This window comes from Jannaschia pagri (assembly GCF_019655435.1).
GTDB lineage: Bacteria > Pseudomonadota > Alphaproteobacteria > Rhodobacterales > Rhodobacteraceae > Jannaschia > Jannaschia pagri.
In genome coordinates this window covers 143,280-167,581 of the sequence record NZ_BPFH01000007.1, presented here as the reverse complement: position 1 = coordinate 167,581, position 24,302 = coordinate 143,280, and the positions used below count along the sequence as shown (strand labels likewise).

Annotated in this window: 28 protein-coding genes; all 28 read right to left on the bottom strand. The window is 62.3% G+C overall.

Annotated features, from left to right (window positions below; translation table 11 throughout):
- Positions 1-72 precede the first annotated feature (72 nt).
- Positions 73-1,746, bottom strand: coding sequence for a ribonuclease J (locus tag K5R33_RS16890; RefSeq protein ID WP_220750257.1), 1,674 nt, complete (start codon positions 1,744-1,746; stop codon positions 73-75).
- 4 nt (positions 1,747-1,750) lie between these two features.
- Positions 1,751-2,518, bottom strand: coding sequence for a type III pantothenate kinase (locus K5R33_RS16885; protein ID WP_220750256.1), 768 nt, complete (start codon positions 2,516-2,518; stop codon positions 1,751-1,753).
- Positions 2,509-3,249 carry a biotin--[acetyl-CoA-carboxylase] ligase gene (locus K5R33_RS16880; protein ID WP_220750255.1) on the bottom strand — a complete coding sequence of 247 codons (741 nt, stop codon included), beginning with the start codon at positions 3,247-3,249 and terminating at the stop codon, positions 2,509-2,511. Before K5R33_RS16880 ends, K5R33_RS16885 begins: the two co-directional genes overlap by 10 nt.
- A 3-nt stretch (positions 3,250-3,252) precedes the next feature.
- Entirely contained in the window at positions 3,253-4,689 is a 1,437-nt protein-coding gene (nuoN, locus tag K5R33_RS16875) for an NADH-quinone oxidoreductase subunit NuoN (protein WP_220750254.1), read from the bottom strand.
- A gap of 12 nt (positions 4,690-4,701) precedes the next feature.
- Positions 4,702-6,249, bottom strand: a complete 1,548-nt coding sequence (locus K5R33_RS16870; RefSeq protein ID WP_220750253.1) for an NADH-quinone oxidoreductase subunit M — start codon at positions 6,247-6,249, stop codon at positions 4,702-4,704.
- A gap of 18 nt (positions 6,250-6,267) precedes the next feature.
- Positions 6,268-8,343: an NADH-quinone oxidoreductase subunit L gene (gene nuoL / locus K5R33_RS16865; protein ID WP_220750252.1), complete on the bottom strand. Its 2,076-nt coding sequence runs from the start codon at positions 8,341-8,343 to the stop codon at positions 6,268-6,270.
- A 4-nt stretch (positions 8,344-8,347) separates the two neighbouring features.
- Positions 8,348-8,653, bottom strand: a complete 306-nt coding sequence (gene nuoK, locus K5R33_RS16860; RefSeq protein ID WP_092780793.1) for an NADH-quinone oxidoreductase subunit NuoK — start codon at positions 8,651-8,653, stop codon at positions 8,348-8,350.
- A gap of 127 nt (positions 8,654-8,780) precedes the next feature.
- Complete coding sequence (locus K5R33_RS16855; protein WP_220750251.1) at positions 8,781-9,395, bottom strand: NADH-quinone oxidoreductase subunit J; 615 nt, start codon at positions 9,393-9,395, stop codon at positions 8,781-8,783.
- Positions 9,392-9,787: a carboxymuconolactone decarboxylase family protein gene (locus K5R33_RS16850; protein ID WP_220750250.1), complete on the bottom strand. Its 396-nt coding sequence runs from the start codon at positions 9,785-9,787 to the stop codon at positions 9,392-9,394. The genes K5R33_RS16855 and K5R33_RS16850 overlap by 4 nt, the downstream gene beginning before the upstream one ends.
- Positions 9,784-10,278: an NADH-quinone oxidoreductase subunit NuoI gene (gene nuoI, locus K5R33_RS16845; protein WP_220750249.1), complete on the bottom strand. Its 495-nt coding sequence runs from the start codon at positions 10,276-10,278 to the stop codon at positions 9,784-9,786. Before nuoI ends, K5R33_RS16850 begins: the two co-directional genes overlap by 4 nt.
- Before the next feature lies 1 nt (position 10,279).
- Positions 10,280-11,317 (bottom strand): NADH-quinone oxidoreductase subunit NuoH, encoded by a 1,038-nt coding sequence (nuoH, locus tag K5R33_RS16840; RefSeq protein ID WP_220750248.1) that lies wholly within the window; start codon positions 11,315-11,317, stop codon positions 10,280-10,282.
- Positions 11,318-11,326: 9 nt separating this feature from the next.
- Complete coding sequence (locus K5R33_RS16835) at positions 11,327-11,722, bottom strand: YNQ4 family lipoprotein (protein WP_220750247.1); 396 nt, start codon at positions 11,720-11,722, stop codon at positions 11,327-11,329.
- Positions 11,722-13,740, bottom strand: a complete 2,019-nt coding sequence (gene nuoG / locus K5R33_RS16830; RefSeq protein WP_220750246.1) for an NADH-quinone oxidoreductase subunit NuoG — start codon at positions 13,738-13,740, stop codon at positions 11,722-11,724. Before nuoG ends, K5R33_RS16835 begins: the two co-directional genes overlap by 1 nt.
- 126 nt (positions 13,741-13,866) lie before the next feature.
- Entirely contained in the window at positions 13,867-14,259 is a 393-nt protein-coding gene (locus K5R33_RS16825) for a DUF5333 domain-containing protein (RefSeq protein WP_220750245.1), read from the bottom strand.
- 104 nt (positions 14,260-14,363) lie between these two features.
- A complete protein-coding gene (locus tag K5R33_RS16820; RefSeq protein WP_220750244.1) occupies positions 14,364-14,750 on the bottom strand; it encodes a hypothetical protein in 387 nt (128 codons plus the stop codon).
- The gene (locus K5R33_RS16815; protein ID WP_220750243.1) at positions 14,747-15,145 is read right to left on the bottom strand and encodes a DUF5333 family protein; all 399 of its coding nucleotides are present in this window, start codon (positions 15,143-15,145) and stop codon (positions 14,747-14,749) included. Before K5R33_RS16815 ends, K5R33_RS16820 begins: the two co-directional genes overlap by 4 nt.
- A complete protein-coding gene (locus K5R33_RS16810; RefSeq protein WP_220750242.1) occupies positions 15,142-15,552 on the bottom strand; it encodes an MAPEG family protein in 411 nt (136 codons plus the stop codon). Before K5R33_RS16810 ends, K5R33_RS16815 begins: the two co-directional genes overlap by 4 nt.
- A gap of 86 nt (positions 15,553-15,638) precedes the next feature.
- On the bottom strand, positions 15,639-16,094 hold the full coding sequence (locus K5R33_RS16805; RefSeq protein ID WP_220750241.1) for a DUF5333 family protein: 456 nt from the start codon (positions 16,092-16,094) through the stop codon (positions 15,639-15,641).
- Positions 16,091-17,383 (bottom strand): NADH-quinone oxidoreductase subunit NuoF, encoded by a 1,293-nt coding sequence (gene nuoF / locus K5R33_RS16800; protein ID WP_220750240.1) that lies wholly within the window; start codon positions 17,381-17,383, stop codon positions 16,091-16,093. The genes K5R33_RS16805 and nuoF overlap by 4 nt, the downstream gene beginning before the upstream one ends.
- 4 nt (positions 17,384-17,387) lie before the next feature.
- Entirely contained in the window at positions 17,388-17,615 is a 228-nt protein-coding gene (locus K5R33_RS16795; protein ID WP_220750239.1) for a DUF5337 family protein, read from the bottom strand.
- Positions 17,616-17,685: 70 nt separating this feature from the next.
- Positions 17,686-18,618 carry a helix-hairpin-helix domain-containing protein gene (locus K5R33_RS19190; RefSeq protein ID WP_308442989.1) on the bottom strand — a complete coding sequence of 311 codons (933 nt, stop codon included), beginning with the start codon at positions 18,616-18,618 and terminating at the stop codon, positions 17,686-17,688.
- A gap of 35 nt (positions 18,619-18,653) precedes the next feature.
- The gene (locus K5R33_RS16785) at positions 18,654-19,880 is read right to left on the bottom strand and encodes an NADH-quinone oxidoreductase subunit E (protein ID WP_220750238.1); all 1,227 of its coding nucleotides are present in this window, start codon (positions 19,878-19,880) and stop codon (positions 18,654-18,656) included.
- A gap of 80 nt (positions 19,881-19,960) precedes the next feature.
- Entirely contained in the window at positions 19,961-20,173 is a 213-nt protein-coding gene (locus tag K5R33_RS16780) for a hypothetical protein (RefSeq protein ID WP_220750237.1), read from the bottom strand.
- A gap of 126 nt (positions 20,174-20,299) precedes the next feature.
- Positions 20,300-21,532, bottom strand: a complete 1,233-nt coding sequence (locus K5R33_RS16775) for an NADH-quinone oxidoreductase subunit D (protein WP_220750236.1) — start codon at positions 21,530-21,532, stop codon at positions 20,300-20,302.
- Positions 21,529-21,957 (bottom strand): GFA family protein, encoded by a 429-nt coding sequence (locus K5R33_RS16770; RefSeq protein ID WP_220750235.1) that lies wholly within the window; start codon positions 21,955-21,957, stop codon positions 21,529-21,531. Before K5R33_RS16770 ends, K5R33_RS16775 begins: the two co-directional genes overlap by 4 nt.
- 95 nt (positions 21,958-22,052) lie before the next feature.
- Positions 22,053-22,658: an NADH-quinone oxidoreductase subunit C gene (locus tag K5R33_RS16765; protein ID WP_220750234.1), complete on the bottom strand. Its 606-nt coding sequence runs from the start codon at positions 22,656-22,658 to the stop codon at positions 22,053-22,055.
- Positions 22,655-23,188 carry a NuoB/complex I 20 kDa subunit family protein gene (locus K5R33_RS16760; RefSeq protein ID WP_055084349.1) on the bottom strand — a complete coding sequence of 178 codons (534 nt, stop codon included), beginning with the start codon at positions 23,186-23,188 and terminating at the stop codon, positions 22,655-22,657. The genes K5R33_RS16765 and K5R33_RS16760 overlap by 4 nt, the downstream gene beginning before the upstream one ends.
- A 153-nt stretch (positions 23,189-23,341) precedes the next feature.
- A complete protein-coding gene (locus tag K5R33_RS16755) occupies positions 23,342-24,292 on the bottom strand; it encodes an MBL fold metallo-hydrolase (protein ID WP_220750233.1) in 951 nt (316 codons plus the stop codon).
- Positions 24,293-24,302 lie beyond the last annotated feature (10 nt).

Below are 24,302 nucleotides of genomic sequence, written 5' to 3'. Positions count from 1 at the left end.
GCGGGTCAGCGTCTGTGTCTGACGCGCCGGCCCCGATCGCGCGTCTGCCCCCCGTTGGAGGGACGCCGACGCCTACTCCGCCGCCAGGCGCGTGATCAAAACCGTGACTTCGGGTCGTTTGCCGACCTCATCCTGGGCAACCTTGCGCACACCCTTCACGATCAGGTCCTCAAGCTTTTCGTCGTCCCCCGCCGTGCGAGTGTCGATGCGGGCCAGTTGACCAGCCAAGTGTTCTTCCATCATGTCCGCCAAGGAGGCGCCGTTCCCGGCGACTTCCGGCAGGCCACGCAGGTCGACCCAAGTGTCTTCGAGCACTTCATCGTCGTCGTCGACCATCACCGCGACGACGGCCAAGCCGTTCAACGCCATGCGGATGCGGTCCCGGACCACGCCGTCAAACTGCCCAACTAGGGTGGATCCATCGACGTAGGTCCGCCCAGTCTCCACGTGATCCACGACCTTGGGCGCATTGCCCGATAGCTCCAGCATGGTGCCGTTCGGCGCAACCACACCCACGCGGCCCAGGCTTTCGGCAAGTTTGGCGTGTTCGCGCAGATGGCGATGCTCCCCGTGCATGGGAATGACCACCTGCGGGTCCGTGAGGCGGTGGACCGTTTCCAAATCGGGCCGGTTCGCGTGGCCCGAGACGTGGTACAGCCCGTCCGCGTCGGTCACGACGTCCACCCCCATCTCGGACAGGTTGTTCATGATCCGAGCGACGTCCTTTTCGTTGCCTGGGATCGTCTTGGACGAAAACAGGAAGGTATCGCCCTCTTTCAATTCCATCCCGAAATACTTGCCGCGCGACAACTGAGCCGAGGCAGCGCGCCGCTCGCCCTGGGACCCGGTGACGATCAACATCAGGTTCTCACGGGGGATGTCGGCGGCCTCTTCCGGTGACACGGTGCGCGGGAAGTCCGTCAAGATCCCCTCCTCCACCGCAGCCTCCGTCATGCGACGCATGGCCCGCCCCATCAAACAAATGGACCGGCCCGCCGCCTCACCCGCCTCGGCCAAGGACCTGAGCCGCGCCACGTTGGAGGCAAAGGTCGTCGCCACGAACAGGCCCGTCGCACTGGCCACAAGGGGTTTGAGGTTGGGCGCAACCTCCGCCTCGGACCGCCCCTCATGTTTGGAAAAGACATTCGTCGAGTCGCACACCAGGGCTCGGACACCGCCTTTTGCGGCCTCGGCCCAGAGGTCCGCGTCAAAGGGTTCGCCGACGACGGGGCTGGGGTCGATCTTAAAATCGCCGGTGTGAATGATACGGCCCGCTGGGCTGTCGATGACAAGCGCCGCGCTTTCGGGGATGGAGTGGGACACAGGCAGAAACCCGACACGGAATGGCCCGGCGTCGATCATCGCGGGATAGGCTTCGGCGGTGATGACGTTGTTCGGGTCCTGGCCCTTTTCGACCAGTTTCCGGCGCGCCAGATTGGCCGTGAACCGACGCGCATGGATCGGCGTTTTCAACTTGCGGAACAGGTGCCCGACGCCGCCCACGTGATCCTCGTGACCATGGGTAATGAACACGGCCTCGACGCGGTCCAACCGGTCTAACAGCCACGAAATATCCGGCAGGATCACATCAACCCCGGGCGTGGAGTCCATGTCCGGAAAGGCGATGCCCAGGTCGACGAGGATCAGCCGTTCTTTGCCCTCGGGTCCATAGCCGTAGACATAGGCGTTCATGCCAATTTCGCCCGCCCCGCCCAGGGGGAGGTAGATGAGCCGGTCCCGTGCCATGGTGTTATTCCTTATTATGCTTATGGATCACGGTCAGTCCGTGCATCGTGAGATCGTCTTCGTAGACGTCAAATAGGGTATCTGCTTGCTGGAACAACGGGGCGAGGCCTCCGGTCGAAACGACCTTCATCGGACGGGATCGCTCGGATTTGATGCGCGCGGCGATCTCTTTGATCAGCCCCACGTAGCCCCAGAAAATGCCCGATTGCATACAGGCGACAGTGTTCGAGCCCACGACCCGCTGCGGCTGGGTGATGTCCACGTGGGGCAGCGCAGCAGCGGCCATGTGCAGCGCTTCTAGCGACAGGTTTACGCCGGGCGCGATGACGCCGCCCACATAAGCGCCGTCGTGATCAACCACATCGAAGGTCGTCGCGGTGCCGAAATCGACCACGATCAGGTCTCCGCCATGGCGGTCAAACCCGGCGGCGGTATTGACCAAGCGGTCCGGACCGACGGTCGTCCCCGCATCCACACGTGGGGCGACAGGCAAGGCACAATCCGGCTTGCCGACAACCAGGGGCCGTGTGTCGTAGTACCGATCACAGAGCACCCGCAGGTTGAACACCACCCGCGGCACCGTAGAGGAGATGATGCACTCCGTGATCTCCACATCCAGCGACCGCAAGGTCATCGAGGTTCGCAGCCAGGTGTAGTATTCATCGCCCGTGCTATGGGCGTTCGTCGCCCGCCGCCAGGATGCGACGAACTCGGTCCCGTCCCAGATCGCGAAAACCGTGTTGGTGTTTCCGCAGTCGATCGTCAGGAGCATGGCGCACCTCCGAAAAAGACATCGGCGGCCGTGATCCGCCGCTGGCCCGTGGCCGTGCGCAGGACGAGGTGACCATCGTCGTCCACATCCTCAAAGATCCCCTCGACCGTTTCGGTCACCATCCGGGCCGTCACCGGCTGGCCGACCCGCGCGGCGTGCTGCATCCAGGCGGTGCGGATGGGTGGAAACCCCCAGGTGGCAAGCTGCGCCTCTCTTGTGGCGAAAGCGGCGGCCAGGGCCTCTAGCATCGCGTCAGGCGTCACGCGCAAGCCCGACGCCTCTAGCAGAGACACAGGCGCCAGGGCACCGGCCTCCACCTGGGCAGGCGCGGGCGCGGCAATCAGGTTTATCCCCATACCGAGGACGAGGAAGCCAGGCGCCGGGCTCTCCAGCAAGATCCCGGCAAGTTTTCCGCCATTGAGCAGCACGTCATTGGGCCACTTCAACGACAGGCCTTGCACGCCCATACCGCTCAGCACGTCATGGAGGGCCAGGGACGCCACAAAACTGCGCAGGGCCAGGTCGCCCGGGTTGCCAGCGGGGCGCCAGATCAAGGACGCGGCGAAGTTTCCTGCGGGCATGGACCACGCCCGCCCCCGACGGCCCTTGGCGGCGGTTTGCTGAAGGCCCAGGAACCATGTGGGCACCTGCGGCATTTGCCGCACCGCCTCAAGCGACGTGCTGTCGATGCTCGGCAGGATGACCCGCGCGACGCCCTCGGGCCACGCCACGCGTCAGTTCACCAAGGTCGCGGCAGCGGCGGCGGCGATACCTTCCAAACCGAACAGGTTGACGATGCCGATCACCATAATGATCGCAGCGCCAGACAGTGCGACCCATTGCACGGCTGGCATGTCGCCGTCGACAGTGTCTTCTGCCTCGCCGAAGTACATGAAGTACACGATGCGCAGGTAGTAGAACGCGCCAATGACCGAAGCGATCACGCCCAACACGGCTAGCCACACGAGGCCTGCGTCAACCGCGGCTTGCAAGACGGCCAGCTTGGCGAAGAAACCCAACATGGGCGGGATCCCTGCAAGCGAGAACATCAAGACGAGCAGAGCCAGCGCCTTGCCAGGTTGCTTGTCCGAAAACTGCTTGAGGGAGGCGATGTCCGTTGTCTCGACCCCATCGCGGGACATGGACAGGATGAAGGCAAACGTCCCGATATTCATCACAACGTAAATCGCCATGTAGAGGAGCATCGCCTCGACCCCGCCAGCCGTTCCGGCGGCCAGCCCCATCAGCGCATAGCCCATGTGGGCAATGGACGAATAGGCCATCAGACGTTTGATGTCCCGCTGGCCAATGGCCGCGACGGCCCCCAGGAACATGGACAACACCGACAAGAGCGCCACGATCTGCTGCCAATCGCCAACCACGCCACCGAAGGCATCATGCACGACCCGTGCGAACATGCCCATCGCCGCGACCTTAGGGGCCGTCGCGAAGAACGCAGTGACCGGCGTGGGCGAGCCTTCGTAGACGTCAGGCGTCCACATGTGGAACGGCGCGGCCGAGACCTTGAACGCAAGGCCCGAGATCATGAAGACGAGACCAAACAGCAGACCGATTGGGATCTCTCCGTCTTGGGCAGCAGCAATGACGCCCGCGAAATCGGTCGTACCGGTGTAGCCGTAGGTCAGCGAAATCCCGTAGAGCAGCAGACCCGAGGACAGCGCGCCCAGCACAAAGTACTTCAGACCGGCCTCGGTCGATTTCACGTTGTCACGACGCAGCGAGGCAACGACATAGAGCGACAAGGACTGAAGCTCCAACCCCATGTAGAGGGTCAGCAAGTTGCCCGAGGACACCATGACCATCATCCCGATGGACGCCAGGGTGATCAGGATCGGGTACTCGAACTTCATCAGCCCGGTCCGCTCCATATAGTCCTGCCCCATGATGAGCACGACAGCGGCGGACAACAGGATCGTCACTTGCGCGAATTGGGCAAAGCCGTCCTTAACAATCATACCGTCGAAGCCGGTGCCGCCAGGGCTCGCCAGGGCGATCCAGATCGCCACCAGCGTCAGCACAGCAGCGGTCAGCCAGACCAAGGGCCGCGCCAGAGCGTCCTTGCTCGTGTAGACTGCACCTAGCAGGGCCGCCATCGAGAAGAGTGCCAGCAGGATTTCCGGCAGGATGATATTCAGATCGGATGCAACCATCTCCGGTCCCCCTCAGTGTCCCGCATCCGCGACCGCGTGGCTCAGCACGAGGTCTGCGGTGGCGACGTCATAGTTCTCGACCAGAGCCTCAACCGAGGGGCCGATGATGTCGGTCAGCAGCGACGGGTAGATGCCCAGCAGCAGCGTGAAGGCCACCAGCGGCGCAAAGATTGCCTTTTCGCGGGTCGTGAGGTCGGTGATCGACCGCAGGCTCTCCTTGATCAGATCGCCAAACACGACGCGGCGGTAGAGCCATAGGGCGTAGCCCGCCGAGAAAATCACACCCGTACAGGCCACCAGCGCGACCCAGGTATTGACCTGGAACACACCCATCAGCGTCAGGAATTCACCCACGAAGCCAGATGTGCCGGGCAGGCCCACGTTGGCCATGGTGAACAGCATGAAGATCAGCGCATAGGCGGGCATCCGGTTCACAAGGCCGCCATAGGCGTCGATCTCGCGCGTATGCATCCGGTCGTAGACGACGCCCACACAGAGGAAGAGCGCACCGGAAATGAACCCGTGGGAAATCATCTGGAAAATCGCGCCATCGACGCCTTGCTGGTTCGCCGCAAAGATCCCCATGGTGACAAAGCCCATATGGGCGACCGAGGAATAAGCGATCAGCTTCTTCATATCGTCCTGCATCATCGCCACCAGCGACGCATAGACGATGGCAATGGCCGACAGCCACAGAACCAGCGGCCCCATCACCTCCGACCCGACAGGGAACATGGGCAGCGAGAAGCGCAGGAAGCCGTAGCCCCCCATCTTCAGAAGGATCGCGGCCAGCACGACCGAGCCAGCGGTCGGCGCCTGCACGTGGGCGTCTGGCAGCCAGGTGTGAACCGGCCACATGGGCATCTTCACGGCAAAGGAGGCAAAGAACGCCAGCCACATCAGCGTCTGCGCTCCGCCCAGCACATTGATGCCTAGCACGTTCAGCGGCGCATAGCTGAACTCATGGGTCAGCAGTGTCGGAATATCGGTGGTGCCCGCGTCCAGATACATGGCGATCATAGCCACCAGCATCAGGACAGAGCCGATCAGCGTGTAGAGGAAGAACTTGAACGACGCGTAGATCCGGTTCGCCCCACCCCAGATGCCGATGATCAAGAACATCGGGATCAGGCCCGCCTCGAAGAAGAGGTAGAACAGGATGATATCGAGCGCGCAGAACACGCCGATCATCAGCGTCTCAAGCACCAGAAGCGCGATCATGTAGTCCTTCACCCGGTGCGTCACGTCCCAACAGGCCGCAATGACCAGCGGCATCAGGAAGGTCGTCAGCAGAACGAAGGTGACGGAGATCCCGTCAACACCCATCTTGTAGGTCAGGCCCAGCAGCCACTCGCGTTCCTCAACGAACTGGAAACCGGTGTTCTGCGGGTCGAAGCCCGTCAGAATGAAGATCGACACCACGAAGGTGAATGTCGTCGCCGCAAGGGCCAGCCATTTGGCGTTGCGTTGCGCGGCCTCGTCGTCGCCCCGAAGGAAGACCGCCATGATCAGAGCCGCAATCAGCGGCGTGAAGGTCACGATGGAGAGGAGGTTGTCCATGGTCTCAGCTCACGCCTCTCAGTTGCCTGCGCCGATGGTCGTCCAGGTGATCAGGATGACAATCCCGATGACCATGGCGAAGGCATAGGTGAAGATGTATCCCGACTGGGCCTTGTTCAGCCACTTCGTGGCGAAGGGCACGATCCCCATGGCCAGCCCGTTGATGCCGCCGTCGATGACATCGCCATCCCCGCGCTTCCACAGGAACTTGCCAAGCCATTTAGCGGTGCGAACGAAGACCGCGTCGTAGATCTCGTCAAAGTACCACTTGTTCATCAAGAACTGGTACAGCGGCGCCAGGTTCGCGGCCCAAATGCCGGGGAGTTCCGGTTTGCGGATGTAGGCAACCCAAGCAGCGCCCAGGCCCAGCAGCATCGCAAAGAACGGCGACAGCTTGACCCACACAGGCACCGCATGTGCGTCGTCGGTGATGGTGTTGCCTTCGGCGTAGTACAAGGCGCCGGTCCCAGGCTCCTGCACCGGTCGGTCGTAGCTGTGGTCGTCGCCTGCGGCGTAAGCTGCGCCTGGGGCCACGAGCACGTTTGCGGCGACCTCCGATTGGGAGATCCCGAAGAACGCATCGACCTTCTCTTGGCTGCCGAAGAAGGGTCCGTAGAAAACCATTCCCGCCAGGACCGAACCAACGGCCAGCACGGCCAGGGGCACGGTCATGACAGCGGGGCTCTCGTGAGCATGGTCATGGGTATGCTTGTCGCCACGGGGCGCGCCGTAGAAGGTCAGGAACATCAGACGCCAGGAATAGAAGCTGGTCATCAGCGCGGCGGCCACGAGGATCCAGAACGCACCGGTGGAGCCCACATAGGCTACCTCGATGATCGCGTCCTTGGACACGAAGCCAGCGAAACCCACCGGGAACCCGATGTAGAGCAGCGGAATACCGACGCCCGTAATCGCCAGTGTCCCGATCATCATGGCCCAGAAGGTATAGGGGATCTTGTCCTTCAACCCGCCATAGTTCCGCATGTCCTGCTCATGGTGCATCGCGTGGATGACCGAGCCGGCACCAAGGAACAGCATCGCCTTGAAGAAGGCGTGGGTCAGCAGGTGGAACATGGCCACCGAATAGGCGCCCAGGCCTGCGGCCACGAACATGTAGCCCAGCTGCGACATGGTCGAATAGGCGATGACGCGTTTGATATCGGTCTGCACCAGACCAATCGTGGCGGCGACAAAGGCCGAGGCGGCGCCGATCACCACCACGAAGCCCATCGCCGCGTCGGCATATTCCATGAGGGGCGACATCCGGCACAGCAGGAAGACACCCGCCGTCACCATGGTCGCGGCGTGGATCAGGGCGGACACCGGCGTCGGCCCCTCCATCGCATCAGGCAGCCAGGGGTGCAGACCAAGCTGGGCCGATTTGCCCATGGCGCCGATGAACAGCAGGAAGGCCAGCAACTCCGCCGCGTTCCAATCGGTCCAGAGGAAGCGAATGCTGGTCTCGGCGATTTCTGGTGTGAGCGCGAAGATCGTCGCGAAGTCGATGCTGTCAGTCAGCAGGAAGATCCCGAAGATCCCCAGCAGGAACCCAAAGTCGCCAACGCGGTTGACGATAAAGGCCTTCATGGCGGCTGCACCCGCGCTCGGCTTACGCCAGTAGAACCCAATGAGCAGATAGGAGGCGACGCCCACACCTTCCCAGCCGAAGAAAAGCTGTAGCAGGTTGTCCGCCGTCACCAGCATCAGCATTGCGAAGGTGAAGAACGACAGATAGGCGAAGAAGCGCGGCTTGTAGGTCTCGCCCTCTTTCCACTGCGGATCGTGATCCATGTAACCGAAGCTATAGAGATGCACGAGCGCCGACACCGTGGTGACCACGATCAGCATCGTGGCCGTCAACCGATCCATGCGGATCGCCCAATCGGTGGCGAGGGTGCCGCTCTCGATCCAGGTCATGAGCGGGATCGTTTCGGTCACGCCATCATGGGCCAGGAAGACAACCCAGGACAAAAGGGCCGATAGGAACAGCAAGCTCGTAGCTGTGACCATTGCGGCTTTCTCGCCAATGATCTTCCAGCCGAAGCCACAGATGATGGCCCCGATCAGAGGCGCGAAGAGGATGATGGTTGCCATGGGTTCAGCCCTTCATCACGTTGACGTCTTCGACATCGATGGTGCCTCGGTTGCGGAAGAAGCAGACCAGGATGGCCAAGCCGATGGCGGCCTCTGCCGCGGCGACCGTCAGGACGAACAGCGTGAACACCTGGCCCGTCAGATCGCCAAGGAAGCCCGAGAACGCAACGAAGTTGATGTTCACCGCCAACAACATCAGCTCGATCGACATCAGGATGATGATGACATTCTTTCTGTTGAGGAAGATGCCGAAGATCCCGATGACGAACAGCGCCGCCGCGACCGTTAGGTAATGTTCCAATCCTATCATCGTCGTCCCTCTGACCCTGTTTGCGGGCCTTGGTCTGTGCCAGCGCGAGGCCAGCGGGTCGGTCGTCGTCCAGGGGCGTGCCCCCCGGACCGTCTGTCTATCGCCCCCGGTGGAGGGCGTGTGTCGCCTAGAGCCCCTGCCCCGGCTTCACGTCATGCACATCCATGGCCTTGGCCGGGTCGCGCCACATCTGCTGCAACACGTTCTGGCGCTTCACGTCCCGGCGGTGGCGCAGGGTCAGGGCAATGGCCCCGATCATAGCGACCAACAGGATCAAGCCGGAGAGTTGGAACATCAGGAAGTACTGGTCGTAGAGCACGAGGCCCAAGGCCGTCGTGTTCAGCTCGGGCGGGGTTGGGATCGCCGCCAGGCCATCGGCCACGGTAACCCCTTCGGCCACATCCCAGACGCCATAGGCAATTACCAACTGCATCAGCAAGACGATCCCGATCAGCCCAGCGAGCGGCACATATTTCGCCATCTCGGCCTTCAGCGCCGCGAAATCGATGTCCAGCATCATCACGACAAACAGGAACAGCACCGCGACCGCGCCCACGTAGACGATGATCAGCAGCATCGCGACGAACTCCGCCCCAATCAGCACGAACAACCCCGCCGTCGACAGGAAAGTCAGGATCAACCACAGCACCGAGTGCACCGGGTTGCGCGACACCACGGTCATCAAACCGCCCGTCACCGTGAGGATGGCGAATAGGTAAAAGGAGAGATCGAGAACGGTCATTCCGTGTCCTCCAGGACGTCGTTGGCCAGTTCCATGGCCTTATTCATCGCGGGCAACCCACCAAACAGACCCATGAGACCGATGGTCTCGGCGATCTCCTGCTTGGTGGCGCCCTGTTCAGCGGCCTGTCGCACGGTCATGCGCACCTGCGCCTCGGCCTGCGCCCCCAAGACGGTCAGCCCAGCGAGCGTCAACAACATCTTGGTCTTGGCGTCCAGTCCCTCAGGGTTCATCCCCTTACCGGCGAATTGCTCCATCACCTCTGCGGGCATGGTCGGCCACAGCTTCTCGAACCCCGTCGGCGTAAAATGCTCCAAGGCAGGGTTCATGGCCTTGGCCATCTCCTGCATTTGGCCCATCCAAAGGGCAAAGGGGTTCGCCGGGTCGCTCATCGGTAGGGCGCGTCCAATTCGAGGTTCTTGGCGATGACCGCTTCCCACCGTTCGCCGTTATCGAGCAGCTTTTCCTTGTCATAGAACAGCTCTTCCCGCGTCTCGGTGGCGTATTCAAAATTTGGCCCCTCGACGATGGCATCCACAGGGCAGGCTTCTTGGCAGAAGCCGCAGTAGATGCACTTGGTCATATCGATATCGTAGCGCGTGGTCCGGCGGCTGCCGTCCTCGCGCGGCTCGGCGTCGATGGTGATGGCCTGGGCCGGGCACACCGCTTCGCACAGCTTGCAGGCGATGCAGCGTTCTTCACCGTTCGGATACCGGCGCAGAGCGTGTTCGCCCCGGAACCGCGGGCTTTGTGGGCCCTTTTCATGGGGGTAGTTCACGGTGGCCTTGGGCGCGAAGAAGTACTTCAAACCAAGCTTCATCCCGGCCCACATATCGGCCAGCAGGAAGTATTTTGCGGAACGGGTCCAGTCGATCTGCGTCATATCAGGCTCCCATCGCGTAGCGGGCCCAGAAGGCACCGAAGACTTCGAACTTCGCCAGGAACGCTACCAACACGACCCAGCCCAGCGAAAATGGCAGGAAGACTTTCCAACCGAGGCGCATGAGCTGGTCGTAGCGGTAGCGGGGCACGATGGCCTTCACCATGGCGAAGAGGAAGAAGAAGAATGCCATCTTGGCGACCATCCACAGCGGGCTGTCCGGCAGGAATGGGATGGGCGACAGCCAGCCGCCAAAGAACAGCAGCGTGATCAGCGCGCACATCAGGAAGATGGCGATATACTCGCCTGCCATGAACAGCAGGAAGGGCGTGGAGGAATACTCGACCTGGTATCCCGCCACGAGTTCCGACTCCGCCTCGGGCAGGTCGAAAGGCGGACGGTTGGTCTCGGCCAGGGCCGAGATGAAGAACAGGAAGACCATCGGCAGGTGCGGCAGCCAGTACCAGCCGAAGAACCCGAACCCAGTATCTTGCGCCCGGACAATATCGCCAAAGTTCAGCGAGCCCGTCGACAGGATCACTCCGATGATGATGAGACCGATCGAGACCTCGTAGGAGATCATCTGCGCGGCAGAGCGGAGCGAGCCGAGGAACGGGTATTTGGAATTCGACGCCCAACCGCCCATGATCACGCCGTAGACCTCCAACGAAGACACGGCGAAAACAAACAGGATCGCGACATTGATGTCCGATAGAACCCAGGTGTCACCGAACGGGATCACAGCCCAGGCCAGGATCGCCAAGACGAAGGAAATCAGCGGTGCGAGCATGAAGACCGTCCGGTCCGCCCCTGCAGGAATCACGATCTCCTTGACAACATACTTCAGCGCATCAGCTACCGTTTGGAGTAGACCGAAGACACCAACAACGTTCGGACCTTTCCGCATTTGAACAGCGGCCCAGATCTTGCGGTCGCCATAGACAAGGAACAGCAGCGAGATCATCACAAAGGCGACGACCGCTAGGCACTGCGCCAGTATCGTCAGGCCGATGCCCGCCGGTGATGCCAGAAAGTCCGCCATGTCATGTCCTCATACGGTCGGGATGCCTTGGGCGAGGCAGTTGTCTACCACAACTTCGGCATCGATCGTTCTTAACCCCCGAGGGAGGTCCGGCGAGACGGTGTAAACCGCATCTCCGCTCCAAAGGCCACCCTCTTCCTGCACGGTTGTGCGCACATGACGCGCGAATCCGAAGCCTCGGATCAACGCATATTGTGCTGCCGCACATTCCGCATAGTCGGTCACGTCTTTATCGTCGCGCGCGCCACGCATCGCGACGATGAAATTCACCAGATCCCCCTCCAACAAACGCGTCTCCACCCCGGCATAAGCGGGGCGAAACACGTCGACACGGGGAGTTTCAGCCGTTTGGCATCCGGCCAGGGCCACCGCCGCCAGCGCAAGACTGGCGGCACGCTGCCCCATCACTCGGCGGCGATGGGCTGCGTGTCACGGGCGCGCGCTTGAGCCGAAAGCTCGGCCATCAACTCTGACGCCCGTGCGACAGGGTTCGTGAGGTAGAAGTCGCGCACTGCGGCCTCAAAATCCCCCGATCCCAGAGTTGGAACCGGCGGCAGAGCCTTTTGCTTGTTGATCGGCACGGCGTCCAACTCGGCCAGTTCAGGCGCCGCCTGCACCATGGCGCTGCGCAGTTGCGCCAGGCTGTCGAACGGCAGTTGGAACCCGACTTCGGCCGACAGCGCCCGGAGAATCGCCCAGTTTTCCTTCGCCTCGCCCGGTGCAAACCCCGCACGCAGGGCGAGCTGCGGACGGCCTTCGGTATTGACGAACAGCCCCTGCTCTTCGGTCCAGGCGGCACTGGGCAAAATGATATCTGCGCGGTGCGCGCCACGGTCACCGTGGCTGCCCTGGTAGATCACGAAGGGCCCATCGGGGATCGTCACCTCATCCGCGCCAAGGTTGTAGATCACAGCTGCGCCCAAGGCGGCCTCAATCCCGCCATCGCAGGTGGCGCCCACGTCCATGGCGCCGACGCGTCCGGCAGCAGTGTGCAGAACGAGAATGTTGGACTGCGCCGCCTCAGCCATGGCGCGGATGACCGCCAGCACATCAGCGCCGTCATCGCCGCGCAGGGCGCCCTGTCCGACGATGGTCACGCCTTTGACGTCCTGCTTGTCCGTATGGTCCATCGCCGCCAGTTTCGACAGCGCTTCCCGTCCTGTCCCCAACTCAATAGGTTCATAGGACAGATCCGCAGGCGCGCCGATGCGGGCCACCTTGGCCCCGCGCAACCAGGCCTTGCGAATCCGCGCGTTCAAAACCGGCGACTCGACCGAGGGGTCCGTGCCGATCAGCAGTATCATATCGGCGTCGTCGATATCTTCGATGGCCGCCGTCCCAACGTATCCGGCGCGGTCGTCTGCGGGCAGCTTGGCACCATCGGTCCGGCATTCGGTCAGGCCGCCCATCTTGTCCATCAACGAACGCAGGGCAAAGGCCGCCTCGGTGGAGACAAGATCACCCACAAGACCGGCGACCGATTTGCCCTTCATCGCCTTGGCGGCGGCGTCCAGCGCCTCGGGCCAAGTGGCGGGCTTCAACTTACCGTCGACGCGCACATAGGGGCGGTCCAGGCGCTGGCGCCGCAAGCCGTCCCAGACGAACCGCGTCTTGTCGCTGATCCATTCCTCGTTCGTGCCGTCGTGGTTGCGCGGCAAAATGCGCATGACTTCCCGACCCTTGGTGTCCACCCGGATCGACGCGCCGAGCGCATCCATCACGTCGACGGTCTCGGTCTTGGTCAGTTCCCACGGACGGGCGGTGAAGGCATAGGGCTTCGACACCAATGCGCCGACGGGGCACAGGTCAATGATGTTCCCCTGCATGTTGGATTTCAGCGTCTCGCCCAGATAGCTGGTGATTTCGCTGTCCTCACCGCGACCGGTCTGACCCATCTGCGTGATGCCCGCGACCTCAGTCGTGAAGCGGACGCAGCGCGTGCAAGAAATGCAGCGCGTCATATGGGTTTCAACCAGAGGGCCCAGGTCCAAGTCGGTTGCCGCTCGCTTCGGCTCCCGGAAGCGAGAGAAGTCGACGCCGTAGGCCATCGCTTGGTCTTGAAGGTCGCATTCGCCGCCTTGGTCGCAAATCGGACAATCCAAGGGGTGGTTGATGAGCAGAAACTCCATCACCCCCTCACGGGCCTTCTTGACCATGGGGGAGTTCGTCTTGACCACCGGCGGCTGACCCTCGGGGCCAGGGCGCAGGTCCTTCACCTGCATCGCACAAGAGGCGGCGGGTTTGGGCGGGCCACCCACGACCTCGACCAGGCACATCCGACAATTGCCCGCGATGGACAAACGTTCGTGGTAGCAGAACCGGGGGATCTCGATCCCGGCCTCTTCGCAGGCCTGGATGAGGGTCATGGCGCCGGGCACTTCGATCTCGTTGCCGTCGATGACGATTTTCTTCAGGTCGCTCATGGCGGGGTCGCTCCGGGTCTGAGACGTTTTGGCGGGGTTTAACGCCAGTGCGCGCCCATGACCAGAAGCGGAACGCCGCAGGATGCCGATTTCGCACCACTTTGAGCGGCCCAAGCGCCCTTTGCGTCAGTCCCGTTCCAACAGCCGTCCGATCTGGCTGTCGGCTGCGAGTTCAGCCTCTCCCACCCGACAATGGGCCTCCACATCCCCGCGCCGCGCCCCCTTTTGAGCTAGGCGACGCCGGGCAACGGCCTCTAGCCGGTCCTTGGCAGCATCGTCGTCAATGAAGGCTTCGATCTCGGCGGCGCTGTATCCCAAATCCCGTGCCGCTGATTTTAACGCCAACAGGTACTGCAATCCGCGCAGCGTCCGGCCGTCCAATCTGGGGCAGACCTCAGAAATCTCATACGCGATACCAACGGCGATCAGCCCCTCGGTGATCCGGGCCTCATCTTCCAAACCAGCCTGCGCGGCGGACGCGAACGCAGGAAGCAGGCAGGCAACAAGCAATGGGCGCATGGCAGGGACCTCCGGGTCAGCGACACGCCATCGAGGTCGGCATTCACCGCCTGACATTCAATAACAGGGCAATGACACCTCTTGTCAGACCTGTAACAGAGGCCTCACCGCGCCAGACACTGCCCTGTCAGGACCAGAGCGCCCCTTTCGGTCAGCGACACCTGCTCCGCCGGGACATCTGGGCCGACGGTCCAAGCAATCTGGGAGCCCCCGAACCGCGTCAGGCAATAGCGCGTCGCTTCTGTTCGCCCGGCCTCCTGGGCGGAGCCGATGGCCCGTCCCGCCCCGGCGGTTGAGACGGTGAAAAAGCGGTCATCGTCGCCATCGGCCCGCACCCGCGACCGGAAGCGAATGCCTTGGACGTCTTGGCTAGACCCGCGCAAGCCGCCCTGGCTGAACAGACCACTGTCGCCGGAGCCGATCCCTGAGGATCCGCAGGCGGACAAGGACAGCGCAGCCGCCGTCAACGTGATGAACAAGCGGTGAGTCATCCCCCCTCCACCTCCAACAATAGGGCGCCAATCCCGGTCTCTTCGGCGATTTCCGCGAGGCCAGCGTCACAGACGACGGACTCTGCCGCGCCATCGGACAGGCCGTGTTTCGACAGGAAGGCCTGTTGCAGAACAGCAATCGCATCCGAAGGATCTTCCATCCCTTCGGCCAAGGCCTGGGGTGTGAACCCGTCTTCGGTCAGCCGCACCAAGGTCGCCTCAGAACGGCGCGCCATAGCACCCAGATCAACCGACAGCGTGGAACAGTTCACCGCCAAAATCTGCGCCGTGGAGGTCTCCATGGCTGCCGTGACGAAATACTCAGGGGCCGGACGCAGATCCTCCGCCGCGACGGGCGTAGCCAGACAACAGGCCAAAGTGGTGAGCAGCCTCATAGGAAGAACGCTCCGATGAAGGCCATCACTGCCAAGATAAAGACGCAGATCATGCCCACAAACCAGCAAGCGGAGCGCAGCGGTTGATTCTCGGTCCCGATGTGGACAACGGCCATGGCGACCCGCGACACAAGGAACAGCGTGGTCAGGAGGTTGACCCAAAATGGGGACACCCCCAGCAGGATCGCCGCCAAGGTCGCCGCAACGAATGGGCCGGTCATCTCGATGGCGTTTAGGAACGCCCGGCTCCGACGATAGGCCGGATCGGCGTAGTTCCGCACTGGATGGCCGCTGTCGGACTTAGCCAAAGGCTTGCCCATGATCGAGAGCGGGAGAAGGATCAACATCAGAATTGCCCACCCCGCCAAGGAGGCGAGGGCATGGGCATAGGCGTCGAAGGCAATCATCTGTGGGTCCGGCCTGCTAAAGTTGCTGCGACCATAGAGGCTGGTTCCCGGGATGCAATCTCAGCGCGCGTCGGCGGCCATCCCTGTCAGCCCCTCGGGATCAGGTGGGCCCCGACCAGAGTGCCTTCTGCTCGCTCAACGTCACCCGCAGCACAGAGAGTTGCCGGGTCGGTCAGCACGACATCGCGGGTTTCGATCCAGTTGATCATATCCCGCTGGATCCTTGCGCGCTCGGACAGACGGAAATTATGCAGGCCCGATCTCAGGTTTTGGGCGGGCACCTCTTCCGCTCGCCCCATGACGCGAATCCGTTCCTCGGTCTGGCGCTCTTGCGCAGTGTTCAGGCGATAGCGCGGGCAGTCATTCGCGATGGCCTTGGCAAAAGCCACATCGCGCAGGATGACATAGGACCGTTCCAGAAGGTCCGCCGACGGTCTTGCCGTCCGTGGCGCACCAGGTTCGCGCGTTGCCGCGTCAGAGAAGTTCGACGCGTTGCAGCCTACCAGTGTGAGGAGGATGCAAACCGATGCAATCCGGATCACTCGGCCGCAACCGCCGGTCTGATGCCGCGCTTATGCTTGATCCGATCTTCGATTTCGTCGCGGAAATGCCGGATCAAGCCCTGGATGGGCCAAGCCGCCGCATCGCCAAGGGCGCAGATGGTATGCCCTTCGACTTGTTTGGTGACGTCGAGCAGCATGTCGATTTCTTCGACCTCCGCCTCGCCTTTCACAAGGCGATCCATCACGCGCATCATCCAGCCTGTGCCTTCACGGCACGGCGTGCATTGGCCACAGCTCTCGTGCTTGTAGAACGCGGACAGACGCCAGATCGCTTTGATGATGTCGGTGGAATTGTCCATGACGATCACTGCTGCCGTGCCCAGGCCTGATCTCTGCTCCCGCAGATAGTCGAAGTCCATGATCGCGTCGCGCATGTCCTTGCCTGGGATCATCGGCACCGAGGAGCCACCGGGAATCACCGCCTTAAGGTTGTCCCATCCACCCCGGATCCCGCCGCAATGGGTCTCGATCAACTCTTCAAAGGAGATCGACATTTCCTCTTCGACGACACAGGGCCGGTTCACGTGGCCCGAGATAGCAAACAGCTTCGTGCCCGCGTTGTTCGGACGCCCGAAGCCCGCGAACCATTCGGCCCCACGACGCAAGATCGTTGGCACCACGGCGATGGATTCCACGTTATTCACCGTCGTCGGGCAGCCATAAAGCCCCGCGCCCGCTGGGAACGGCGGCTTCATCCGGGGCATGCCCTTTTTGCCTTCGAGGCTTTCAATCAGCGCGGTCTCTTCGCCGCAGATATAGGCGCCCGCCCCATGGTGCAGGTACAGGTCAAAATCCCACCCCGACTTGGCGGCGTTCTTCCCGAGCAAACCAGCGTCGTAGGCTTCGTCGATTGCGTTCTGGAGCGCTTCTTTCTCGCGGATGTATTCGCCGCGAATATAGATGTAGCAGGCATGGGCCCCCATGGCGAAGGACGCAATCAGCGCGCCTTCGATCAAGGTATGGGGATCATGGCGCATAATCTCCCGATCTTTGCAGGTCCCAGGCTCCGACTCATCGGCGTTGATGACTAGGTAGGCCGGACGACCGTCGCTTTCCTTGGGCATGAACGACCACTTCAGACCGGTGGGAAAGCCTGCACCGCCGCGACCGCGCAAGCCAGATGCCTTCATGATCTCGACAATCTTATCCCGACCAAGGCCAATCAGGTCTTTTGTACCGTCCCAATGGCCGCGCGCCTGGGCGCCGCGCAGGGATCTGTCATGCATCCCATAGATATTGGTAAAGATCCGGTCGCGATCTTGCAGCATGCTGTCACTCCTCTTTGCGTCGCATCCGCCGGACGCGCCACAACAATATCAGCGCCCAGGCCAGCGCCGCCAATGCGACCAAATCGAGCAACCCCATCAGCCGCACGGGCAAATCAAGCCAAGCGGCCAAACCCTGGGCGGGCAACCACACGGCAAACGTTCCAAGAATCACCAACGCCGCATTGCGCTGGATCCTGGCGATTTGCCGGTCATGTGGGGTCGGTTCGGTCATTCCGAGGCCCCTTCAATAGGTCGCGCGCCGCCCCGTCAAGGAGCGGCGCGCGCCTTAGATCACCTGGGGGTCAGTAGACGCCGCCCTTGTCGACTTTCTTGGAGAAGTCGGTCTCTTCCCCGGAGGCCAGTTGAGTGGCCTGCGCCACCCAGGCATCGCGCGTCACGCGCCCCTTGAACCCTTCCAGGTTTTGATCGACCCAGGCCACCTCGTCAGCGGTCCAAGCGGCGATCTGGTCGAAGTGATAGAAGCCGAGCGAGTGACACAGCTTTTCCAGCTTCGGCCCGATGCCCTTGATCCGCTTCAGGTCGTCCGCTCCGCCCTCACGCGGGCCATCCAAGGCCTGGGGTTTCGTTCCGGCTTCCTGTGGCGCCGCTGCTGCGGCGGGTGCAGGCTCTGGCGTGGGCGCTGGTGTCTCCGCCACAGGCGTCGGTTCCGGTGCAGCAGGTTCGGGTGCGGCGGGCTCCGGTGCGGCCTCCACCGCTGGCTCTGCCACGGCCGGCGCGGCAGCGGGGGCGACTGTCTCGACTGGCGGAATAGGCTCAACAGGCGCGGCCATAGGCGCAGGCTCGGCGCTGCGGGTCGTGGCACCGGCTCCGACAAGACCCACCGTGGCCGAACGTTCATCCGCACCCGCAAAACGCGGGCCCGACGACGTGTCCGAGACCTGCATGGGTTCGATGCTGTCCCGCGTGGGGGAGGCGCCGTTCACATCACGCGGGCGCAACTTGGTTAGGTCCACCTCTGCCCCAACCGGCCCGGGCTGAGGCGGCGCCATCTTCGTACCCGTGGACGCCTCGCTGGGAACCGCCCTGCCCACGGTCAGCATCAACAGGATCAGCAGGAGCACAAAGACCACAAACCCGCCGAAAAATGCCTGAAGGAACGTCCAGCCACCGATCAGCATCAAAAGCGCGAATGACGCGACACCAGCCATGCCGGCCACGACAAAAATCGTTGCCGCGCTCTCCATCGGCCCGATTGACTGAATTTTCTTGTCCATAACGTCAACTCCCCAAGGTCAGGGGGCGCTGAACGTCAGTAGACATCCCCCTTCTTCACGCGGGCGGAGAACTCCGTTTCTCCTCCCTCTGAAAGCAGTGTAGCCTGTTTGACCCATTCGTCACGCGTCACGCGTCCCTTGAAGCCTTCCAGGTTCGCATCGACCCAGGCGATTTCGCGATCTGTCCAGGCTGCGATCTGATCAAAGTGAAAGAAGCCCATGGTGTTACAGAGCTTTTCCAGCTTTGGACCGATGCCCTTAATCCGCTTCAAATCGTCGGCTTCGCCGTCGCGCGCAGCCTCCAACGCAGCGGGTCGGTCGGCCTCACTGGGCGTCGCTGCTGATTCGTCGGGTGCAACGGTCCCCTCTTCGGGGGTGCCAATGGCCTCTGCGTCCGATCCACGCACGTTGGCCACGCCGTCGCTGGCGTCGCCTCGGTCCCGCGGCGCTGGATCGTCGCCAGCGACCCTGCCAGCTTGGTTTCCATCGGGTCCCGAAGGCGGCAACAACGGATCCCGCTCAGCAGCGACGGGATTGGCATCGGCGGCATCGGCACCTTGCCACGGCGCCCGCAAGGGCACCTCGGTGCCGTCGATCCGCTTCACCGTGTCACCAATGCCCGTGGCGAGCGCGACGGATGCGTTTTGCGAGTGATCGGGCTGAGCCGCATGATCGGTCAAAGACGTCGCGCCGCCCAAAGGCTCCGACGTGTAGCGGCCATTCTGCGGCCCAGGTACAGGCACCTCACCGGCGCGGAATTCGTCGAGCATCTCGCTGAACCGCTCGGCAGTTAGATCTTCGTAATAATCCTTGCCAATCTGAGCCATGGGCGCGTTGGCACAAGCGCCCAAGCATTCGACCTCTTCCCAGCTCAGCTTGCCATCCTCGCTGATCTCATGGGCGCGCTTGGCGATCTTGTCCTTGCAAACCGCGACCAGATCTTCGGCCCCACAAATCATGCAGGAGGTCGTGCCGCAAATCTGAATATGCGCGACGCTGCCCACGGGCTGCAGCTGGAACATGAAATAGAAGGTCGCGACCTCAAGCACGCGGATGTAGGCCATGCCGAGCATTTCAGCGACATGTTCCATCGCGGGGCGGGTCAACCAGCCCTCCTGCTCCTGCGCGCGCCACAGCAGAGGGATCACGGCACTGGCCTGACGCCCCTCTGGATACTTGGTGATCTGCGCCTCGGCCCAAGCCTGGTTGGCGGGCGTGAAGGCAAAGCTTTCGGGTTGGTCTTTGTGGAGGCGGCGGAGCATCTCATCCTCGCGTCTGGTCTGGCAGGGCCGTCTTTAGACGACACGCAGCCGATGGGAAAGGTCACCCGCGTCGCAGGGCCTCAGAAGTATCGGGCCGTGAGCACTACGCAGACCAGCACCAACCCAAAGGATGGCCATTGGGCCACATGACAAAAGCGCATGAACCACGACCGGTCGGCCGCCTGATAAAGGTTCACCAAGAACGTGGTGAGAAACAGCACCACAGCCAGCGGAGTGATTATGTAAAGCGCCCAGGCAAAGGACACCACCGCCTCAGGTGAACCGCCCGTCATCCCGTGTGCCCTACGGTTCGTAGAAGCGGGGACGACGGCCCCAACGCGTTAGGCCAGGCGCAAGGGCGGCGCCGGTATAGCCTATCACGGGATCGGACCGGTACTCGAACCATTCCGAGGAACCGCCTATCGGTCGATTTCTCCAAACACCACGTCCAGGGTCCCGATGATCGCAGCGACGTCGGCCAGTTGGTGGCCCTTGGCGATATGGTCCATGGCTTGCAGATGCAGGTACCCAGGCGCGCGCAGCTTGGCGCGGTAGGGTTTGTTCGTGCCATCCGACACCATGTAGACGCCAAACTCACCTTTGGGCGCCTCGACAGCGGCGTAGACCTCACCGGCGGGAACGTGGAACCCTTCGGTATAAAGCTTGAAGTGATGGATCAGGCTCTCCATCGAGGTCTTCATATCGCCCCGCTTGGGCGGTGTTAGCTTACCACGGGCCAGAACATCGCCCTGACCTTCCGGCTCCCGCAGCTTGGCAATCGCCTGCTTCATGATCGAGACCGACTGGCGCATCTCTTCCATGCGAACCAAGTAGCGATCATAGCAATCGCCGTTCTTGCCCGTGGGGATCAGGAAGTCGAACTCGTCGTAGCATTCATAGGGCTGGGCGCGGCGCAGATCCCAGGCCAGGCCAGACCCGCGCGCCATCACGCCAGAGAAGCCCCATTCCATGATCTCCTCCTCGGAGACCACCGCAATGTTCACGTTCCGCTGCTTAAAGATCCGATTTTCGGTCAGCAGGCCATCGATATCGGCCATGACCCGAGGGAAATCCTCGCACCAGGCCTCGATGTCGTCGATCAGGTCCGGCGGCAGATCTTGGTGGACGCCACCGGGGCGGAAGTACGCCGCATGCAAGCGCGCACCGCAGGCCCGCTCGTAGAAGACCATAAGCTTTTCGCGTTCCTCAAAGCCCCACAGGGGTGGCGTCAGCGCACCCACGTCCATGGCTTGGGTCGTGATGTTGAGGATATGGCTCAGGATACGGCCAATTTCCGAGTATAGCACGCGGACCAACTGGGCGCGCCGGGGCACCTCGGTCCCGGTCAGGCGCTCAATCGCCAAACACCAGGCGTGTTCCTGGTTCATGGGGCTGACGTAATCCAACCGGTCCAGATACGGCAGGTTCTGAAGGTACGTCCGGCTCTCCATCAGCTTTTCGGTGCCACGGTGCAGCAGACCGATATGCGGGTCGCAGCGTTCCACGATCTCGCCGTCCAACTCCAGCACCAGGCGCAACACGCCGTGGGCCGCCGGGTGCTGGGGCCCGAAATTGATGTTGAAGTTACGGATCTTCTGCTCACCGGTCAGAGCATCTTCGTAGCCGCGTGGGCTCAGGTCACCATCCATCATTTGGCTTCTCCTTCAGGAGCGAACATTGCGAAGACCTGGGCCTCCGTCATCGTCTGTCTCTCACCCATCAGGGCGTAATTGGCTGGCTTGCGGTCGATGAACAATTCGATGCCCAAGTCAAACCGCGACGGATCTTCAAAACACTGGATCGACACATGTTGGTTCGCGCCGTCCTGGGTTTGCCAGAGCAAAGATGATCCACAGTCTTTGCAAAAGATGCGCTCGCCCCAGGCGCTGCCTTTGTAGGATCCGACGGGCGATCCTTCGGCAAATTCCACCGAAGTCCCGCAATCGACCGATAGGAAGATGCCACCGGACCAATTCCGGCACATGCCGCAATGGCACACGCCTGCGCCCTGCGGTCCTTCCTGCGCCGTGAAGGTGCAGGCCCCGCAGAGACAGCGTCCGGTCAGTGTCTCGGCCATCTCAGGCTCCGGTCATCGGGTTGCGTGGCGCCAGAGCGCGGGCACGACATAGAATGGCCCAAACAAAGCGAGCACGCATCCGTTCACGAGGGCCGTCACGCCTTCTCACCCTTCTCGTCCCCCGGCAGCACGTATTCCGCACCCTCCCATGGGGACATGAAGTCGAACTGGCGGTATTCCTGCGTTAGGGACACCGGCTCATAGACGACGCGCTTCTGGACCTCGTCATACCGCACCTCGGTGTAGCCCGTCGTCGGGAAGTCCTTGCGCAGCGGATAGCCGCGAAAGCCGTAGTCCGTCAGGATCCGGCGCAGGTCCGGATGGCCCGAGAACAGGATGCCGAACATGTCAAACACTTCCCGCTCGAACCAGTTTGCCGAAGGATGGATATCCGTGATCGACGGGACGATCTCTTCCTCGCGCACATAGGTTTTCACGCGGATGCGCTGGTTCCGGTACATCGACAGGAAGTGGTAGACGACGCAAAAACGGCGCTCGTCGCCAGGGTAGTCAATCGCCGTAATGTCCACCAGCGATGCAAAGCGGCATTGCTCATCGGACTTGAGGAATTCAATCAACGCGGGAATGTCCGAAGACACCGCCTCGATGGTCAACTCATCCAGCGTGATGGCCGTCGAAGATACCAGTTCGGGCTGCCGCAACTCGATATGGGCGGCCAGTTCCTGAAGTTGCTCGGTCATCGTACCAGGGTCCCCGTGCGGCGGATTTTGCGTTGCAGCTGCAACAGACCATACAGCAGCGCCTCGGCCGTCGGCGGGCAGCCGGGCACATAGAGGTCGACCGGCACGATGCGGTCACAGCCACGCACCACGGAATAGCTGTAGTGGTAATACCCGCCGCCATTGGCGCAGGATCCCATGGACAGCACATACCGCGGCTCCGGCATCTGGTCGTAAACCTTACGCAGTGCGGGCGCCATTTTGTTGGTCAGCGTGCCTGCCACGATCATCAGGTCAGACTGGCGCGGAGAGGCCCGTGGCGCCGTGCCAAACCGCTCCATGTCGTAGCGGGGCATGGCGGTGTGCATCATCTCGACCGCGCAACAGGCCAAGCCGAAGGTCATCCAGTGCAGCGATCCGGTGCGCGCCCAGTTGATGATGTCTTCGGTTGAGGTCAGCAGGAAACCCTTATCCTGCAACTCGCGGTTGAGAAGCTGCGTGGCGTGTTCTTTGTCGCCACCTGCCGTATTCAGTCCGGTCTGCACGCCCATGTCGGCTCCGTCTGTGAGGTAGGTCGTTCGAGGCCTGAGACCTCCGGTCGGGCGTCGTGTATCCCGTCCCCCTGACACGGTCAACGCGGCCTCGGGCCGCAAGACGACAATCCCGGCGCGTGAAACGCAGCCGCACCGGGACCCGGGCCGCGTTTAACCCAGCGTTGCAGGGACGAAACGATAGGCATCCCCCGCCGGGAGGATGCGACCGAAGCCAGGGAAATGCAGGTGACTGCCGGTGACCAGGATCTTATCGCTGGCGATTTCGTCGAACAGGCGCAGGCGAGACTGGATAGCGAGGGCCGTGTCCACGTCGAAACCGAACCCGGTTTCCGGCAAAGCCGTATGGAGGTCCGCGCTATGGACGGTGTCCGCGATCATCATCATCTGCCGGTCACCGCCGTCGATCAGCAGAATGCCGTGACCGGGCGTATGGCCAGGCGACACATGGAGCGTCACGCCCGGCGCAACCTCGGCGCCGTCCTGCACCAGGGTCACCCGCGTGCCGTAGGCTTGCAGCGTGCCCGCAGCCAATTGGAACAGGCCCTGCGCCTCGGCGGGCGCCGCCGCCTGCATCGCGGCATCTGTCCAAAACGCCGACTCAGCCTCGCTCAGCACAAGCTCCGCGTTTGGAAAGGCTGGAACGCCCGCCAAGACGAGACCGCCCAGATGGTCCGGGTGAGCATGGGTTAGGATAACCGTATCCACGTCAGACGCCTCGACACCCAGTGCCGCCAGACCTGCGGTCAAGCGACCGAAGCCGGGCCCAAAGGCTTCGACATCGCCCATACCAGCATCGATCAAGATCGTGCGGTCCGCCGATTGCAGCAAAAACGCCGAGATCGGCGCAGGCAAAGCCTCTGGCCCCAACCCCTCGCTCGCGAGGAAAGCATCAACCTCTTCGCCACCCTGGAAGAACGGACGCCCGAGGGGCACGATCCCGTCAAGAATGGCCGTGATCCGATAAGCCCCCAAAGACGCCCCCGCGACGGCTGGCGGCAGAGCGGTCGACGTCTGCGCAAAGAGGGGCGTCGCAGCGGCGCCGAGGACAACGCCCCCGGCGGCAAGGGAAAGACCAAAGGCACGTCGAGACAGCATCGTCATGGGGATCTCC

Excerpts from the sequence above, each read along its gene's own strand:
- K5R33_RS16890 (WP_220750257.1), bottom strand. The coding sequence starts at position 1,746 with ATGGCACGGGACCGGCTCATCTACCTCCCCCTGGGCGGGGCGGGCGAA.
- K5R33_RS16885 (WP_220750256.1), bottom strand. The coding sequence starts at position 2,518 with ATGCTCCTGACGATCGACTGCGGAAACACCAACACGGTTTTCGCGATC.
- nuoN (WP_220750254.1), bottom strand. The coding sequence starts at position 4,689 with ATGGTTGCATCCGATCTGAATATCATCCTGCCGGAAATCCTGCTGGCA.
- K5R33_RS16870 (WP_220750253.1), bottom strand. The coding sequence starts at position 6,249 with ATGGACAACCTCCTCTCCATCGTGACCTTCACGCCGCTGATTGCGGCT.
- nuoL (WP_220750252.1), bottom strand. The coding sequence starts at position 8,343 with ATGGCAACCATCATCCTCTTCGCGCCTCTGATCGGGGCCATCATCTGT.
- nuoK (WP_092780793.1), bottom strand. The coding sequence starts at position 8,653 with ATGATAGGATTGGAACATTACCTAACGGTCGCGGCGGCGCTGTTCGTC.
- K5R33_RS16855 (WP_220750251.1), bottom strand. The coding sequence starts at position 9,395 with ATGACCGTTCTCGATCTCTCCTTTTACCTATTCGCCATCCTCACGGTG.
- K5R33_RS16850 (WP_220750250.1), bottom strand. The coding sequence starts at position 9,787 with ATGAGCGACCCGGCGAACCCCTTTGCCCTTTGGATGGGCCAAATGCAG.
- nuoI (WP_220750249.1), bottom strand. The coding sequence starts at position 10,278 with ATGACGCAGATCGACTGGACCCGTTCCGCAAAATACTTCCTGCTGGCC.
- nuoH (WP_220750248.1), bottom strand. The coding sequence starts at position 11,317 with ATGGCGGACTTTCTGGCATCACCGGCGGGCATCGGCCTGACGATACTG.
- K5R33_RS16835 (WP_220750247.1), bottom strand. The coding sequence starts at position 11,722 with ATGGGGCAGCGTGCCGCCAGTCTTGCGCTGGCGGCGGTGGCCCTGGCC.
- nuoG (WP_220750246.1), bottom strand. The coding sequence starts at position 13,740 with ATGAGCGACCTGAAGAAAATCGTCATCGACGGCAACGAGATCGAAGTG.
- K5R33_RS16825 (WP_220750245.1), bottom strand. The coding sequence starts at position 14,259 with ATGCGCCCATTGCTTGTTGCCTGCCTGCTTCCTGCGTTCGCGTCCGCC.
- K5R33_RS16820 (WP_220750244.1), bottom strand. The coding sequence starts at position 14,750 with ATGACTCACCGCTTGTTCATCACGTTGACGGCGGCTGCGCTGTCCTTG.
- K5R33_RS16815 (WP_220750243.1), bottom strand. The coding sequence starts at position 15,145 with ATGAGGCTGCTCACCACTTTGGCCTGTTGTCTGGCTACGCCCGTCGCG.
- K5R33_RS16810 (WP_220750242.1), bottom strand. The coding sequence starts at position 15,552 with ATGATTGCCTTCGACGCCTATGCCCATGCCCTCGCCTCCTTGGCGGGG.
- nuoF (WP_220750240.1), bottom strand. The coding sequence starts at position 17,383 with ATGCTGCAAGATCGCGACCGGATCTTTACCAATATCTATGGGATGCAT.
- K5R33_RS16795 (WP_220750239.1), bottom strand. The coding sequence starts at position 17,615 with ATGACCGAACCGACCCCACATGACCGGCAAATCGCCAGGATCCAGCGC.
- K5R33_RS19190 (WP_308442989.1), bottom strand. The coding sequence starts at position 18,618 with ATGGACAAGAAAATTCAGTCAATCGGGCCGATGGAGAGCGCGGCAACG.
- K5R33_RS16785 (WP_220750238.1), bottom strand. The coding sequence starts at position 19,880 with ATGCTCCGCCGCCTCCACAAAGACCAACCCGAAAGCTTTGCCTTCACG.
- K5R33_RS16780 (WP_220750237.1), bottom strand. The coding sequence starts at position 20,173 with ATGACGGGCGGTTCACCTGAGGCGGTGGTGTCCTTTGCCTGGGCGCTT.
- K5R33_RS16775 (WP_220750236.1), bottom strand. The coding sequence starts at position 21,532 with ATGATGGATGGTGACCTGAGCCCACGCGGCTACGAAGATGCTCTGACC.
- K5R33_RS16770 (WP_220750235.1), bottom strand. The coding sequence starts at position 21,957 with ATGGCCGAGACACTGACCGGACGCTGTCTCTGCGGGGCCTGCACCTTC.
- K5R33_RS16765 (WP_220750234.1), bottom strand. The coding sequence starts at position 22,658 with ATGACCGAGCAACTTCAGGAACTGGCCGCCCATATCGAGTTGCGGCAG.
- K5R33_RS16760 (WP_055084349.1), bottom strand. The coding sequence starts at position 23,188 with ATGGGCGTGCAGACCGGACTGAATACGGCAGGTGGCGACAAAGAACAC.
- K5R33_RS16755 (WP_220750233.1), bottom strand. The coding sequence starts at position 24,292 with ATGACGATGCTGTCTCGACGTGCCTTTGGTCTTTCCCTTGCCGCCGGG.